The 14696-nt window shown below is 37.8% G+C and carries 15 protein-coding genes and 5 tRNA genes; 3 read left to right on the top strand and 17 right to left on the bottom strand.

What is annotated here, in order from left to right; genetic code table 11:
• The first annotated feature begins 114 nt into the window (after positions 1-114).
• Positions 115-972 carry a hypothetical protein gene (locus ACGTNH_RS09295; protein ID WP_394586435.1) on the top strand — a complete coding sequence of 286 codons (858 nt, stop codon included), beginning with the start codon at positions 115-117 and terminating at the stop codon, positions 970-972.
• Here the strand turns inward: ACGTNH_RS09295 and ACGTNH_RS09290 are convergent.
• The 4 genes from ACGTNH_RS09290 to rpmG all read right to left on the bottom strand — a co-directional run bounded on the left by ACGTNH_RS09290 (position 956) and on the right by rpmG (position 3833).
• Positions 956-2497 carry a rhomboid family intramembrane serine protease gene (locus ACGTNH_RS09290; protein ID WP_394586434.1) on the bottom strand — a complete coding sequence of 514 codons (1542 nt, stop codon included), beginning with the start codon at positions 2495-2497 and terminating at the stop codon, positions 956-958. The two genes, ACGTNH_RS09295 and ACGTNH_RS09290, sit on opposite strands and share 17 nt — an antisense overlap.
• A gap of 324 nt (positions 2498-2821) precedes the next feature.
• A complete protein-coding gene (gene yqgO, locus ACGTNH_RS21165; RefSeq protein WP_507161310.1) occupies positions 2822-3004 on the bottom strand; it encodes a protein YqgO in 183 nt (60 codons plus the stop codon).
• Between the two features lie 58 nt (positions 3005-3062).
• Complete coding sequence (locus ACGTNH_RS09285) at positions 3063-3638, bottom strand: 5-formyltetrahydrofolate cyclo-ligase (RefSeq protein WP_394586433.1); 576 nt, start codon at positions 3636-3638, stop codon at positions 3063-3065.
• A gap of 45 nt (positions 3639-3683) precedes the next feature.
• The gene (gene rpmG / locus ACGTNH_RS09280) at positions 3684-3833 is read right to left on the bottom strand and encodes a 50S ribosomal protein L33 (RefSeq protein ID WP_188375694.1); all 150 of its coding nucleotides are present in this window, start codon (positions 3831-3833) and stop codon (positions 3684-3686) included.
• A gap of 177 nt (positions 3834-4010) precedes the next feature.
• Between rpmG and ACGTNH_RS09275 the strand changes: the two genes are divergently transcribed.
• Both ACGTNH_RS09275 and ACGTNH_RS09270 read left to right on the top strand, forming a co-directional pair.
• On the top strand, positions 4011-4382 hold the full coding sequence (locus tag ACGTNH_RS09275; RefSeq protein WP_394586432.1) for a hypothetical protein: 372 nt from the start codon (positions 4011-4013) through the stop codon (positions 4380-4382).
• Positions 4379-4909: a hypothetical protein gene (locus ACGTNH_RS09270; protein ID WP_394586431.1), complete on the top strand. Its 531-nt coding sequence runs from the start codon at positions 4379-4381 to the stop codon at positions 4907-4909. The genes ACGTNH_RS09275 and ACGTNH_RS09270 overlap by 4 nt, the downstream gene beginning before the upstream one ends.
• A gap of 45 nt (positions 4910-4954) precedes the next feature.
• Here ACGTNH_RS09270 and phoU read toward each other — a convergent pair whose 3' ends face one another.
• The 13 genes from phoU to ACGTNH_RS09205 form a co-directional block, all read right to left on the bottom strand.
• Positions 4955-5614: a phosphate signaling complex protein PhoU gene (phoU, locus tag ACGTNH_RS09265; RefSeq protein ID WP_394586430.1), complete on the bottom strand. Its 660-nt coding sequence runs from the start codon at positions 5612-5614 to the stop codon at positions 4955-4957.
• 23 nt (positions 5615-5637) lie between these two features.
• Positions 5638-6492, bottom strand: a complete 855-nt coding sequence (pstB, locus tag ACGTNH_RS09260) for a phosphate ABC transporter ATP-binding protein PstB (RefSeq protein WP_394586429.1) — start codon at positions 6490-6492, stop codon at positions 5638-5640.
• A gap of 21 nt (positions 6493-6513) precedes the next feature.
• Positions 6514-7392, bottom strand: a complete 879-nt coding sequence (gene pstA / locus ACGTNH_RS09255; protein ID WP_394586428.1) for a phosphate ABC transporter permease PstA — start codon at positions 7390-7392, stop codon at positions 6514-6516.
• Positions 7392-8336 carry a phosphate ABC transporter permease subunit PstC gene (gene pstC / locus ACGTNH_RS09250; protein ID WP_394586427.1) on the bottom strand — a complete coding sequence of 315 codons (945 nt, stop codon included), beginning with the start codon at positions 8334-8336 and terminating at the stop codon, positions 7392-7394. The genes pstA and pstC overlap by 1 nt, the downstream gene beginning before the upstream one ends.
• Before the next feature lie 72 nt (positions 8337-8408).
• Complete coding sequence (locus ACGTNH_RS09245; RefSeq protein ID WP_394586426.1) at positions 8409-9386, bottom strand: PstS family phosphate ABC transporter substrate-binding protein; 978 nt, start codon at positions 9384-9386, stop codon at positions 8409-8411.
• A gap of 192 nt (positions 9387-9578) precedes the next feature.
• Positions 9579-11735 (bottom strand): peptidoglycan D,D-transpeptidase FtsI family protein, encoded by a 2157-nt coding sequence (locus ACGTNH_RS09240; RefSeq protein WP_394586425.1) that lies wholly within the window; start codon positions 11733-11735, stop codon positions 9579-9581.
• 88 nt (positions 11736-11823) lie between these two features.
• Entirely contained in the window at positions 11824-13059 is a 1236-nt protein-coding gene (locus tag ACGTNH_RS09235) for an MFS transporter (protein WP_394586424.1), read from the bottom strand.
• Between the two features lie 105 nt (positions 13060-13164).
• On the bottom strand, positions 13165-13779 hold the full coding sequence (locus tag ACGTNH_RS09230) for a superoxide dismutase (protein WP_394586423.1): 615 nt from the start codon (positions 13777-13779) through the stop codon (positions 13165-13167).
• Between the two features lie 197 nt (positions 13780-13976).
• A tRNA-Phe gene (locus ACGTNH_RS09225) sits at positions 13977-14052 on the bottom strand.
• Between the two features lie 52 nt (positions 14053-14104).
• Positions 14105-14197 (bottom strand) — tRNA-Ser (locus ACGTNH_RS09220).
• Between the two features lie 11 nt (positions 14198-14208).
• A tRNA-Ile gene (locus ACGTNH_RS09215) sits at positions 14209-14285 on the bottom strand.
• Positions 14286-14289: 4 nt separating this feature from the next.
• Positions 14290-14365 (bottom strand) — tRNA-His (locus ACGTNH_RS09210).
• 225 nt (positions 14366-14590) lie between these two features.
• A tRNA-Met gene (locus ACGTNH_RS09205) sits at positions 14591-14664 on the bottom strand.
• Positions 14665-14696 lie beyond the last annotated feature (32 nt).

The raw sequence follows: 14696 nt of genomic DNA, 5'->3' as shown, positions 1-14696 counted from the left end.
ATGATTAGGCTTTACCATTCCTAGAAAAACATACGTCTGGATAACTTTTAAGCATGTCCTTCAATTTTCTTACATAGGTCTATAACATAGAGCCGTTAAAGGGGATGCTAGAGATTGAAATACATTTGGTTATCAATTTGTGTAAGTCTGCTATCCTTAACATTTTTTTACTTTTATCAAGTTACAAAAGAGGAATCGGTAGTTAAATATTTTCCCATTGATGAAGAAGGAAAGTTTGAATATGCAGAAACCTCTCTGTCGTTTCAGGAAGGAGAAGGAGACGATGAATATGAGGTTGGCTGGAAGATTAAATCAAAAAGTAACGAAAAAGTGTATCTAAGACAAGATGTATCTTTGTTATATGTAAACGGCCGGTTAAAAGGTGTAGTCAACAAGTGGAAGGAAAATGCAGATGTAATAAATAAACATTCCACGCTCCATGGAGAAGACACCAAGAAATATGAAGCCGTTAGTTTTCATCACGGAGAAATACATAAAGATGATGATGTAATAAATAGTATTCAAGCAACTTCAGGGGATTTGCTATACATTATTGACTCTCCACACTCTAACCGAATTGCGTTTAAAAAACCCGAAACGAAAGAAGAAGAAAAGTGGAAAAATAAACTTGACCATTCTATTTACCAGCAGCTTACCGCTCAGTGGGATGAACTAAAAGCATATTACCAGATACCCTCAGAAAAATATGAACAAGTACCATTAACTGACTTACCTTCTTACAATGAAGAAAACCCGTTCCCATTTATACCTCAAGGACAGTACAATAGAATCTCCGGTCAATTATGGGAAGGTCTATATAAGAATTATGTTTTAGGAATTAAAGATGCAAAGTCTAAACATCCTATACAAAGTTATATTCCTCTGCTTTTATTTGATAAAAAAGGCAAGCATTTAATGGTACTCTACGAAGATGACCAAGGGGAAAAAAATCAGCTTATTCAATATTATTGAATTGATTAATTAATTTTTGAAAATCTTCTTGTGCAGGTTGAAGGCTAGCTGCTTCTTCAGCAAACTGTTTAGCTGAGTTCAAATCTCCCTCCGATTGATAAATAAGGGCTAAGTTATAATGAGCTTCTGCCATTTTTGGCTGGAGCTCTATAACCTTAATTAAATCCTGCTTTGCTAAAGAAAGCTGATTGTTTTGGGAGTATGCATATGAACGATTAAATAATAATTCAGCTTCATAATTTCCCGGATGATGCAAAGCCTTCGTAGTTGTTTCTATTGATTCAATAAACTGCTTTGATTCATTTAATTCTTGTGAGATCTGCAAATGAGAGAGAGCAGATTGCTCTCCATCTCCTTTGTAAACTCCAATAGTAATCATTGAGACCATTAACAAACTATATAAAAGCACAGCCATTAGTTTGCTTTTCAACTGGTTGGAACGCTTAGGAAGACCTACCATCATAGATGCAATAAATCCCCCAATTAAACCTCCGATGTGAGCTCCATTGTCAATCTGCGGCACTATGATACCGAAAGCAATATTTATTCCAATAATCATGATTAGATTGTAGCCCATCGTTTGAAAGAAGACACGTTTATTGTTGAGTCCAAAGAACAATAATGCACCAAATAGGCCAAATATAGCTCCAGATGCTCCTGCAGCAATTTGAGGATTAAGCATAAAGCTTGCTGTTCCACCAAATATCCCTGCTAGAAAATATACCGTAAGAAACCTCGTCGAACCATAGATCTTCTCCACAGCTATTCCTAAATAAAATAACGCGAGCATATTCATTAACAGATGAACAATTCCAATATGAAGAAACATGGAAGTTACAATCCTCCACCACTCCCCTTCAAGGATAGCAGGATTATATTTAGCTCCAAATTCAATCAATGTTAAGGCAGAAGTACTGTTACCTTTCCATTCCATCACCGCAAAAAGAGTAAGGTTAATAACAATGAGTACAAAAGCAGCTACAGTTTTTCCATGAGAAAAAACTTCCTGGAGTTCTTTTCTTCTTTTTCTTTGAATCGTCATAACTTTCTGTTTTAAATAATCAACCTGACTTTCATATTCTATATCGTCTAATTCATAATCGGTCTTCGTCATTTCTAATTGAAATTTCTCAAAAAACCGGGAGTCTCCTCTTACTTTCTCTTGATCATTCAAATAGTATACACTTACTTGTTTTATACGCTTTTTGAGTGGAATCTCAACTTCTTCCCATGCATCAATCGGGGGATATTCAGAAACAAAAATGCAGTGAAGATGAGTTCGGCCTCCACGAAACATATGATTATTCTTTCTAACTTGCTCTTGGGCGTTGATCACATCTCTTTTTAATTCATTTCTCCAGTTTAATTCCTTATGCACAAGCCTTAAAACGTTCTGTTCGCCCCTTTTATTTTTGGCGAGCCAGACCTCACTCTTGTGTTCATCTATATAAACTATTTCATACTTGTGTTTAACCACTAAGTCATACGTTACCTTCCACAAATAGAACTCTTGTTTAATGAACACCACTCTCCCCCTCTCCTAAGAAAATCATACCACGATTGATTGTGTTGAAGTAAGCTATCTTCTACACAGGTAGTCAGCTTATAAAGAAACATCAGTATTCTCATGATTTTTTAATATTCAGGAGCATTTCAATCGTCCAATAAAATAAAGGATTCAAGGAAACGGAGTCGTTTCCTTGAATCCTTTTTAGATCAGAGCTCACTCATTAAAAACAACGAAAAAGTACCGCTTTCAGAAAGAATAGACTTTCCCTTTTGCATCACAGGAAGCGTGGCTTTAACTTTTTCTGTGACAAAAATGAAGGAATCTTTATATAAAACGTTTTTACTTAAAAAGATTCCCCATCAGCTTTTTCCTTACAAAAGGTATTTTCATAACAAACCGTACGCTATACTTTCTTAAAATTGGGACGGAAGCCACGATTGGGATCAGCTTATTCCTGAAAAAGAAAAGGGCAGTACCAACAGAAGTTATGAGTAGTGTGACAAGGATACTTTTATTTTTCATCTATGGAAACCTCCAGTAGAAATTGGGTTTCACATAGTTTCTCCATGTAAAGAATTGTTTATTCTATGGATGATGTCGTGCGAACGACTTCATTCTCAAGAATTAATTGATGGACAGGCTGATCGAACGATTCATAAGGAATCTCTTCTATCAGCTGACGATGAGAGAGCAGAGAGACTGTGTAACCTTGATAATCTTTTAAGTACCTATCATAAAACCCTCCACCATAACCAATTCTGAACCCACTTCGATCAAAAAGTAAACCTGGGACTAATATAAGATTAATGTCTTTCTTTTCTACTGGGTAAGTTTGATGTGGAGATGGTTCTTTTAAGCCAAAATACACGATCTCCAATTGACTAAAATCGGTTAACTTGTAAAATGTCATTGTTTTAGTTAGAGGATCACTTTTAGGCACAGCTACGACTTTATTATCTTCCCAAGCTTTTTCAATAATCGGATAGGTATTCCATTCATTCTTTAATGATAATGTAACACCAATGACCTTAGCTTCTTTATAGAAAGATGAGCGGAATAATTGATTGTATAATTGCCGCTCCGTTTCTATTTTTTCTTGTTTAGAAAAGGCTTTGAGAGTAAGTTTTCCTTGCTCACGTAATAATTGTTTTTTCATGTCATCATCCCTATAAAAAAACAGCAGAGTATAAAACTCCGCTGCTTATTTAGTCTCGCGATGAAGCGTATGCTTTCCTAGACGTGGGCTGTATTTTTTAAGCTCAATACGTTCAGGGTTTGTACGCTTGTTTTTTGTAGAAATATAATTGCGGTCACCAGTTTCAGTGCAAGCAAGTGTGATATTTACACGCATGGTTTATCCCTCCAAATCATGATTCAATTCACTGTCTTTATCCACATAATCAGACTTTATAATCGTACCAAAACTTCGATTGGCTTTCAAGTGTGTAAATGTAAATAGACGAATTAGCTTATAGAAATCCCTCTTAAAATATGGTATAACTGTACGAGGAAAGAGAGGAATGTAACAATGATGCCTATTTTAATTACTTTAACTGCAATTAGTGTTGTGCTTTTTATCGCTTCATTTTTCATGAATGATCGTTTAAAAGATGTAGAAGACCAAGTCGAACAACTATCGATCCAAGTAATGCAAGATACATATCAAGTAAAGAAAAAATTAAACGTTTTGGAAGAAGAACTTTTGACGGGGGACTTAACAGAGGAAATGATAAAACATCCTCGTTCCTCTTCCTCCAAGTCTCCTTCCCTCGCTCAAACGATTAAAAGTATGTACCAGGGTGGATATTCAACAGAAAGAATTGCTCAAGAAACAAACATGAGTGTTGCGGATGTAAAAAACATTGTTTATAGCTATTCTGCAAAGGGTGTCCCTCAATGAAACAATCCTTACGTTTTTTTTCACTAGGAATTTTTGTTTCTACAGTTGTAATGGGGATGAATTACTGGATTGGACCAAACGAGCAGGCTGAGAGCACAGCCACTATGGATGAGATAGATATGATAAATGAAATGGAAGCTGGCGGTTATAACGTGTTAACCGATGAACAGCTTCAAGAAAAAGTCAATCAAGCTGTTCATTCTCAAACGACCGCCGCTTCCAAAGAAGAAAGTACAAATGAAACTGATGGTGATGAACGAAATCAGGCAGATGAAGTGGAAAGTCAAGAGAAAGATAGTGAAGAAGGAGAAGAGAACAAAACTAAAACTTATACTCTCGTCATTGAAGAGGGAATCAGCTCAACAGATATAAGCCAAACTCTTGAACAACAAGGCATTATAGAAGATGCTGAATCATTTGATATTTATTTATCTGATCGAAAATTAACGCAATATATTCAAATTGGCGAGTTTGAGTTAAGTGAAAGTATGAATAGAGATGAAGTTGCTGATACGATTACAAGGTGAATATACGATTTTAAAAAGGTATGAGTTCATCCTCATACCTTTTTTCTAACTATTTAAATCAACATTTTTACCCTTTACTAAATATAATACATTCTCACCGATATTAGTAATATGATCAGCAAATCGTTCAATATAACGGGCCGTATAAGCCATCTGCATGATATGTTGAATCTGCTCTGGATTTATAGCCGTACTTTCAAGAAGTTCCTTCACAACTTCTCCGTACATCTTATCCATCGTATCGTCCATTTCTGCAAGTTTCTTCGCTAAAGTAATATCTTCATTTTCAAAAGCTTTAATGGATAGATCAACCATATCCATAGCTAAAATGCCCATCTCTCTAAGTTGGGGGTGAATCGTGATACCATGATCCTCACCCAAGTGTATTGTCGCTTTAGCAATATTCTTTGTATGATCTGCCATTCTTTCAAGATCAGCAGAAATTTTAATAGCCACGACCAAACGTCTTAAATCTGTAGCTACAGGCTGCTGTTTTGCGATCATTCCAATCGCTTCTTCGTTAATCTCTTCTTCTTTTAGATCAATAACTTTGTCATCTTTTATCAGCTGCTTAGCTTGTTGAACATTACCTTGATATAAAATGTGAATGGCACGGTCCAGAGCTTCTTTAGTACTTAGAGACATCTCATTAATATGGTTTTTAACTTTTGCTAGTTCTTCTTCAAACTGTAAACGAATTGCCATAACCAACTTCCTTTCGAGAGATTTTAACCAAAGCGTCCAGTAATATAATCTTCTGTTCGTTTGTCACTCGGATTTTGAAATAAGTCATCTGTACTGCTGTACTCAATTAACTCACCATTTAAAAAAAAGGCTGTTTTATCTGAAATTCTAGCTGCCTGCTGCATGTTATGAGTAACTATGATAATGCTGTATTTTTTCTTTAATTCTTGAACAAGTTCTTCAACCTTCAAAGTGGAGATCGGGTCTAATGCAGATGTCGGTTCGTCCATTAAGATAACATCAGGTTCAACAGCTAAAGCGCGGGCAATACAAACCCTTTGCTGCTGACCCCCGGATAACCCATAAGCATTTTCATTAAGCCGATCTTTTAGTTCCTCCCAAATCGCTGCATCTTTTAAGCTTTTTTCAACGATCTGGTCTAAAATTGCTTTTTTCTTAATACCATGCACCCTCGGCCCATAGGCTACGTTATCATAAACAGACTTCGGAAATGGATTTGGTTTTTGGAATACCATACCTACTTTTGTTCTCAAATACTCAACCGTCAGCTTATCTTTGTAAATGTTTTGATCATTGTATTTAATTGTTCCCGATGTTTTTACAATAGGAACCATCTCTACCATTCGGTTGAGTGCTTTCAAGTAAGTGGATTTACCACAACCTGACGGACCAATGATTGCTGTAACTTGCTTTTCAGGAATTTTCATATTAATTTCGTAAAGAGCTTGATTTGAACCATACCATAAATTTAAATCCTCTACTTCAAATACATTCCGCTTAGAATCCACCTCGTTATTTGATTGAATTTGCACTTGTGGAATTACGGTTGGCTTTTCATTCTCTTTGTTTGAAGACTTCTTTTCTCTTAGTTTATTCATATTGAAATCCTCCTCATCCATTTATAGGCGTCTCTGAAATTTATTTCTTATTAATACGGCAATAGAATTCATAAGCAGTAGGACAGCTAGTAAAACAATGATTCCGGCACCAGCTACATATTGCCATTCTTCTTGAGGACGTGCTGTCCAATTGTAAATTTGAATCGGCATAGCGGTGTATTTAGATAATAAAGAGTCAGGTAACGTGTAAATGGCAGCTGCGGCACCTACAATAATAAGTGGTGCCGTTTCCCCAATCGCACGTGACAAGGCAAGTATAGTACCTGTTAAAATACCAGGTAATGCTGCCGGCAGAATAACGCGTGCAATCGTCTGCCACTTTGTAGCACCCATTCCCATGGAGGCTTCTTTAATCTCATTTGGTACAGAGCGTAACGATTCTTGAGAAGCAACTACTATAATGGGAAGAATAAGCAGAGCCATCGTTAACCCTCCAGCAAGGAGTCGATAACCAATCGCAAACATATATACGAAAAAGGTTAATCCTAACAACCCAAAAACAACGGAAGGCACACCTGCTAAATTTTGAATATTGATTCTAATAATTTCTGTCAACTTGTTTTTCGGAGCGTACTCTTCTAAATAAATAGAGGTAGACACTCCAATGATAATCGACACTACAGCTACAATAGCCATTAGCCATATTGAACCAATTAAGCCTGCCCATATTCCTGCGTCTTCAAATGAAGGGGAAGGAAGGCTAGTTATAAAATCTAAACTTAAATATCCAGATCCTTGAGTCAATACACGGTAAAATAATGCACCTAAAACAACAAGTCCGACTAATGTTGCTAAAAGGAATAATACCATCATTCCTTTATTCAGCCACACTCTATTCGTCATTTTCTTTTGTAAATTCCCTACGTTCTTTTCAAACATTAATACTCCTCCCTAAACTTCCGTGAGATGTATTGGGCCAGTAAATTCATTACTAAAGTGATGACAAACAGCGTCATACCAACAGCATACAAACTATAATAGATGTCAGAACCAAAGCTTGTATCGCCCGTAGCAGCTTGAACGATGAATGCGGTCATCGTTTGAACGGATTCTGTCGGATTCATGGTCAGGTTCGGCGTAGCACCGGCAGCGATTGTAACAATCATCGTTTCTCCTATCGCCCTTGAAATCGCAAGAACAATGGAAGCTACAATACCAGAAAAACCTGCTGGCAGTAACACTTTGAATACCACTTCCAGTTTTGTAGAACCTAGTCCATAAGCCCCTTCACGTAACGAATTAGGGACAGCATTTAATGCATCTTCAGATAAAGAAGCAATCATCGGAATAATCATAACTCCTACGACAATCCCGGCGCTTAACGCGTTAAATATACCAAGTCCTGGAATAAATGATTGCAGTACAGGAGTAACAAAAGTTAAAGCAAAGAAACCATAAACAACGGTAGGAATACCCGCCAGAACTTCTAATATAGGTTTAATAACTCTCCTTACTCGATCGTTCGCATACTCACTCAAAAAAATGGCAGACATAAGGCCAATAGGAACTGCTACCACTGTTGCTACTAAAGTAATTAACAAAGTTCCACCAATCAATGGAGCAACACCAAAGTTACCGGTCCATGGGCCCCAGCTTGCACCCGTGTAAAAATCTACAATGGATACAGATGAGAAGAACCCAACAGATTCCCTTAAAAGTGTAAATAATATCCCAAGAGTTGTTAATATACTTACACTCGCACAAAGAAAAAGAAAATACGGTATTGCTTTTTCAAATATATTTTTTACGCTGCGATTTTTTCTCTTTTCTTCAATCATCATTTGGACGTTTAACTCTTTTCCCTCATTCAAAAGTTGGTCCATACGTAAACTCCTCTCACCCATAAGGCAAGGTGAGACCTAAATTGGCCCCACCAACCTTTTTGCTTTTCTGAATTATTCTTCCTCTACCCAGCTTTCGACTTCTTCAATTTGTTCTTTATATTCTTCATCGCTAAGTGCAACATACCCAACTTCATCAGCTTTTGCACCAGCATTTTCAAGTGTAAACTTAACAAAATCTAATACTTGCGGCTTTTCTTTTAACGAATCAAGGTTTGCATACGTAAAAATCGGTCGAGATAGTGGAGCGTAAGAACCATCCTGAATCGTTTCTGCATCAGGTTTTACTGCACCCTCTCCATTATCAATCCCTAATACTTTCAATGAATCTTGGTTAGCTTCGTAATAGGCATAACCGAAAAACCCGATAGCATAAGGATCATTTTCAATTCCGCGTACTAACGTATTATCGTCTTCAGAAAGAGTCGTATTTTCTCCCTCTTTCATTGGCTCTTCTTCAAGAATCGTTTCGTTCCAATAGTCAAAAGTACCAGAGTCATGTCCCGGGCTGAATATTTTAATAGGCTCGTCCGGCCATTCAGAATTTAGATCTGACCATGTTTCTACATCTGAAGAATCTAAGAAAATCTCTTTAAGTTGATCTACTGTTAACTCATCAACAAAATCATTTTGCTGGCTCACTACCACTGAAAGTCCATCATAAGCAAGTTCTAGTTCTTTAAGTTCAATGTCATTTTCCTCAGCAATTTTTTGCTCTTCTTCACTGATTGGACGAGAAGCGTTGCTTAAATCAATCTCTCCTACAGTTGATTTTTTAAATCCTCCACCTGAACCAGAGCTGTTTAGAGATGGATCAGTTTCAGGATGTTCTTGAGCGTACTGTGCTGTTATCCCTTCCATGATAGGAAATACTGTAGAAGATCCATCAATAGCGATTTGACCAGATACTTCAGAATCTTCTCCACCTTCTGAATCACCTTGTGTTTCTTCGTCCGAAGAGCCACATGCTGCTAGTACTCCTAGTACTAGAATGAATGCGAAAAGAAGTGCAAAATTTTTAAAGCTTTTCATGTTCCTTCTCCCCCTATAATTCTGAATGATTTGTGTATTGGCTGAGCCAACTTACATTTTATATACTAACTAGGTAATTTTAAGTACATATGAAAGCAACGTAAAGGTTTTGTAAACAAGTTTATTTTATGTATAAAAATCAGGAAAACGGTTTTTATTTTACACACAAAAAAAGAGTGATGCCTCATAGCATCACTCCTCTTCCACATCTTCTGTGTTTTCATCTGCGTCTGTTAACTCTAAGTTTATTCCGTTTTCTTCTCGTTCGTCTTTAAGGTCAAAATATGCATCCAAAATCCTGCGGGAAATGTCCCCATTAATGCTTGTATCAGAATCTTCTCCTGTAAATGGAACCATAACAGAAAAAGCTACTTCTGGATCATCAAAAGGCGCATACCCTACCATAGTTAAATTTAAAGTTTCATATTGCACAGGTTTATCGTCTGCACCATAAACTATATCCCCATTTTCATCTCTTTCAGTAACTATCTCCTGAGCGGTACCAGTTTTTCCTGCAGGTTGATAGTCCACACCGTTGAAATATCCGGATGCAGTACCTCCAGGAAGCATTACATCGCGGAAAGCTTCTTGAACTCTAGTTATATCCTCTTCATCCATCGTCAGCCTGTTCATAACTTCGGTATCATACTTATTGTATAAAGGCCCTAACCCCTCTTCCTCTTCATTTGGGTTATGAACTTCCTTTACTAATTTCGGCCGGACGCGATTTCCGCCATTGGCGATCGTCGACACATATTGATTCAACTGCATAGCTGTATATGTGCTGTACTGACCAATGGAGTAATCCAAGACCACGCCTGGATTAGGGAAACTCATTTCCTCAAATCCTTTGGCTTCATAAGGAAAATCTATCCCGGTTTCTACTCCTAAGCCGAACTGATTAAAGTTATAATTGAATCTTTGCAATGTGTCACTTTGTAAATTTAACGGCCCATTTTCTACATATTCGTGTCCGCCCATCCACATCGCAATATAGAACATGTATACGTTTGAAGATTGCTGTAATGCCTGGCGATAATTTACATTACCAATCCCTGGTCTATAGGAACTCTTGTTAGCCGTACCTTGAAACCTTAATGTCCTGTCATTTACCACCGTGCCTGGGGTGATGACTCCTTCTTTAAGGCCTGTAAGCACCGTAGCACCTTTAACTGTTGAACCCGGCGTATAGGCATTATATACAGCTTGATAAGATGCATCTGAAACTTTATCATCGCCCGGTTCTCGATCACGATTGTATTGTTTTCCTGAAACAGCAAGAACTTCCCCATTGTTAGGATCAGACATAACTACAACCGCATTCTCCATGTGTCGGTTCGCCTGCGGTTCTTCTTCAATTGCTTTCACCAGCTCTTCTTCAACAATATCATCGACTTCCTGCTGCAATTCAACATCTAAAGAGAGCATAAGGTCTTTCCCCCGTGAACCTTCCCGAACAACTTCCGTATCAATAACGGTATTATTTTTATCTGTCGTGTACTGAACTTTTTCCTTCGTTCCCCTCAGAACACTCTCATACTGTTCTTCTAATCCGCTGGTACCTACGCGGTCGTTACGACTGTAGTCCAGAGACATATAATAATCTTCCTCATCACGAGGAATACCTTGCTCACTTGTCGTGATGCCTCCGATGAAACTTCTAAATGTATTATCATAAGGAAAGTCTCTCTCCCAGTCGGATGTAACGTTAATCCCTGGAAGTTCAGATAAGTGTTCAGCGACAGTTGAGTATTCCTCTTGTGAAATATCCGCGTTCTTCACTACGTGGGGAGATAAGGTATATGCTTTATCCAGTTCTTTTTTAATTGCAATAATTTCTTTTGTTTCATCATCAAAATCATTAATTTCTTCTTCCGTGATACTGTCTATTTGCGCTTGATAAACTTCTCCATTGTCTAAGTCTTCAACATCTTCTTCTGAAAGGCGTTCAGTAACTTCCTGCTCATTTTTTAAAAAGAAATATTCTCGTAAATCTCTATCTGTCAATTCATCTTCAAAATCCATCTTAATATATTGAGCCATGGCTTCAGCCACTTCTAATCGATCTTCTGCCTGAACCCCTTTAGGTGGTGTATATGTAATTGAGTAAAGAGGTTGGTTATTCACCATTACCCGGCCAAACCGATCGTACATTTCTCCCCTCGGCACTGGGATGGTGGTTGTTGTATTTTCCGTCCGATCTATTTCTTCTTGTGCAGATTCTCCCGTTAAAATTTGCACGACGCCTAATTGCAAAATCAGACCTGCGAATAAAAGGAAAACGATAAAAAAGATAATATTTAAACGGAAAGGTAAATGCGATTTTTTATGATTTGAATTCTTCCCCATGGTTCCTCTCCCTTACTCCTAATAATTCCAACCTCTAGTATATCATTTATATAAGGTTGGAAAACAGTAGAAATCCATGAGAAAATTTTCAATTTTGTGCCTGATGCTTTGAGTTAAAATGAATGTCTTTAATTAGAAAGTAAATGAGGAAGTGTCCGCCTCCTATGATTAATAGGATATAAGGTATACCTGTCTCTGGTGGAATAAATACGATCGATAGTAAAAACACACCTATTGATAAGACACGTCCTGCATTTAAAAAAATTTCCCTTACCACAATATATTCTATTCTCATCTCTCCAGCGTTCCACGACTTGCCGATGACATCATATGTTAACGACTGGTAAGGTACATAAAGGAGTGGAAAAAATACACCCGTAATCGCTCCATAGAAGAGCAGTAACGATAAGCTTTCTCCCATGAGCAATAGAAGCACAGACAAATATAGGGCTAATCCAGCATAAAAGATAGCCTGTTTTCTTCGACTAGGCTTCACAAGTTTCGTTACTAAAAAGAAAAACAAAAATGAAAAGCCTGAATAGACGAGGTTATAAACTCCTAAAGTAAATTCATTTCTTGTGAGTAAGAAAACCCAAATAGTTACAGCAAATAAAAAGGTTCCTTCTCTAAATCCTTGCGATACATGCGCTTGTAGAATTTTATTCCAATTTGAATTGTATTTACGCTCTAAAATAATTCTTCTAAACGAAAAGTTTCCACGTGCTTTTCTTCTTGATAATCCAAAACTTATAAAGACTGCCAGTATAAAAAAGCTGAAAGAAATAGCAAATATAACAGTGTAGCCAGTGAGTTGGTCCAGCCTTGAAATCACATAACCAGCAAAAAGCGGACCAGTCATACCTCCAAAGGATTGGAGTACACCCAAAAAACCGTTAAAAAAGTCACGCGTATCAGGCTCTGTAATCTCAAAAGTGAGTACATTAAAGGCCAGCCAATAAAACCCATAGCCAATCCCTAATAATGAGCCTAAAAGAATGTTAAACTGCGCGGCCCTTTCCCCAATGATTAAAACAGCCAAAAAGAAAGCTGAAAGTACAATGACTCCAGCACGCAGCACGATTACACGGTCAATTTTTTTAGCACATTTACCCGCCACGATAAATGTTAAAGGCTGCATGACATAAATGCTTAAATTATACAGTGCTATATCAGTATAACTATTAGATTGTTTCCACAAATAAATGTTTACAAAAGTGCTCGATAAGAAAATTCCTAGAGAATAAAGACCTCCAATTAACAACAAAAAGATAAGGTCTTTCGATACATTCTCTTGCTTTAACCACACCTCTAACAATTTCAGCATAATTGTATATCTCCTTTAGCCATCTGTTCTTAGTGTAATCAGAACAATTCGAGATATACAAAAAGAAGGATACAGATCGCAATCTGTATCCTTCTGCTCATTAAATTATTTAGCAGCGTCGAAACGCTTAGAAACTTCTTCCCAATTTACTACATTCCAAAATGCTTTAGCATAATCAGGACGACGGTTTTGATAGTTCAAGTAGTAAGCGTGTTCCCAAACATCAAGACCTAAAATAGGTGTTTTGCCTTCCATAATAGGAGAATCTTGATTAAGCGTGTCAATAACTTCAAGTTGGCCGTTATTGACAACTAACCATGCCCAGCCTGATCCAAAACGTCCAAGTGCTGTAGCTTCAAACTTCTCTTTAAACTGGTCAAATCCGCCAAAAGTGTCTTCAATTTTAGAAGCTAGTTCACCTGACGGCTCTCCTCCACCGTTTGGAGAAAGAATCGTCCAGAATAGACTATGGTTTGCATGCCCGCCACCATTGTTACGAACTGCAGTCTTAATGTCTTCAGGTACAACTTCTAAGTTATTTGCAAGAAGTTCCTCTAATGATTTGTCTTGAAGATCTGCATGCCCTTCAAGCGCGCTGTTAAGCTTAGTAACATAAGTGTTATGGTGCTTCGTATGGTGAATGTTCATCGTTTCCTTATCAATGGTAGGTTCAAGTGCATCGTATGCGTAAGGTAGTTCTGGTAGTTCAAATTTAGCCATGTTTAACTCCTCCTTAAAATAGTATGTACAATATGTGAAAATTTTCATCCACAATTGTACATTACCAAAATGAAAATTTTCTTGCAAATCATTTGCACACCAATTAACTTGGTTTTTTGATTTCCGTTAATATGCATTCCCGTTTCATACTTATTTAAACATAAAAAAAACAAGCTTATATGCTTGTTCGAAAAAAATGGTGGCTCGGGACGGAATCGAACCGCCGACACACGGATTTTCAGTCCGTTGCTCTACCGACTGAGCTACCGAGCCATCGCAGTATTTAATTTTAAATGCGTGGTATTTAAGTACCTTGTTATGTAAATGGCGGAGGAGGAGGGATTCGAACCCCCGCGGGCCGTTAAGCCCCTGGCGGTTTTCAAGACCGCTCCCTTCAGCCAGACTTGGGTACTCCTCCGCAAAAAATATTGGTGGACCCTGCAGGACTCGAACCTGCGACCGATCGGTTATGAGCCGATAGCTCTAACCAGCTGAGCTAAGGGTCCAACATGGGGCGGCTGATGGGAATCGAACCCACGAATGCCGGAACCACAATCCGGTGCGTTAACCACTTCGCCACAACCGCCATGTTAATTTAGATATATTATGTAAACTATTTTACTATGCTTGTAAGATTGACCACTTCATGTAATAGTATATTGGATCAAAGCCATTCAGCACTTGGATTATCCGGCTTCAGGGCCAGACATTCGCGAGATAAGTCAGTCACTTCCATATTCCATAGATAGGGAACATCGCTGAACCTGTCTTATCCGTTTCGTGACTAAACGGTCCCTTCAGCACTTAATAGTAGCGGCGGAGGGGATCGAACCCCCGACCTCACGGGTATGAACCGTACGCTCTAGCCAGCTGAGCTACACCGCCATGTAAGAATTCATAGTCACTTTCAATGAAGC

This window comes from Halobacillus sp. B23F22_1 (assembly GCF_043497005.1).
Taxonomy (GTDB): domain Bacteria; phylum Bacillota; class Bacilli; order Bacillales; family Halobacillaceae; genus Halobacillus_A.
Note: the sequence above shows the minus strand (reverse complement) of the source record. Positions and strands in the feature narration are given on the sequence as shown.

Excerpts from the sequence above, each read along its gene's own strand:
- yqgO (WP_507161310.1), bottom strand. The coding sequence starts at position 3,004 with ATGAAAAATAAAAGTATCCTTGTCACACTACTCATAACTTCTGTTGGT.
- ACGTNH_RS09285 (WP_394586433.1), bottom strand. The coding sequence starts at position 3,638 with ATGAAAAAACAATTATTACGTGAGCAAGGAAAACTTACTCTCAAAGCC.
- rpmG (WP_188375694.1), bottom strand. The coding sequence starts at position 3,833 with ATGCGTGTAAATATCACACTTGCTTGCACTGAAACTGGTGACCGCAAT.
- ACGTNH_RS09275 (WP_394586432.1), top strand. The coding sequence starts at position 4,011 with ATGATGCCTATTTTAATTACTTTAACTGCAATTAGTGTTGTGCTTTTT.
- ACGTNH_RS09270 (WP_394586431.1), top strand. The coding sequence starts at position 4,379 with ATGAAACAATCCTTACGTTTTTTTTCACTAGGAATTTTTGTTTCTACA.
- phoU (WP_394586430.1), bottom strand. The coding sequence starts at position 5,614 with ATGGCAATTCGTTTACAGTTTGAAGAAGAACTAGCAAAAGTTAAAAAC.
- pstB (WP_394586429.1), bottom strand. The coding sequence starts at position 6,492 with ATGAATAAACTAAGAGAAAAGAAGTCTTCAAACAAAGAGAATGAAAAG.
- pstA (WP_394586428.1), bottom strand. The coding sequence starts at position 7,392 with ATGTTTGAAAAGAACGTAGGGAATTTACAAAAGAAAATGACGAATAGA.
- pstC (WP_394586427.1), bottom strand. The coding sequence starts at position 8,336 with ATGGACCAACTTTTGAATGAGGGAAAAGAGTTAAACGTCCAAATGATG.
- ACGTNH_RS09245 (WP_394586426.1), bottom strand. The coding sequence starts at position 9,386 with ATGAAAAGCTTTAAAAATTTTGCACTTCTTTTCGCATTCATTCTAGTA.
- ACGTNH_RS09240 (WP_394586425.1), bottom strand. The coding sequence starts at position 11,735 with ATGGGGAAGAATTCAAATCATAAAAAATCGCATTTACCTTTCCGTTTA.
- ACGTNH_RS09235 (WP_394586424.1), bottom strand. The coding sequence starts at position 13,059 with ATGCTGAAATTGTTAGAGGTGTGGTTAAAGCAAGAGAATGTATCGAAA.
- ACGTNH_RS09230 (WP_394586423.1), bottom strand. The coding sequence starts at position 13,779 with ATGGCTAAATTTGAACTACCAGAACTACCTTACGCATACGATGCACTT.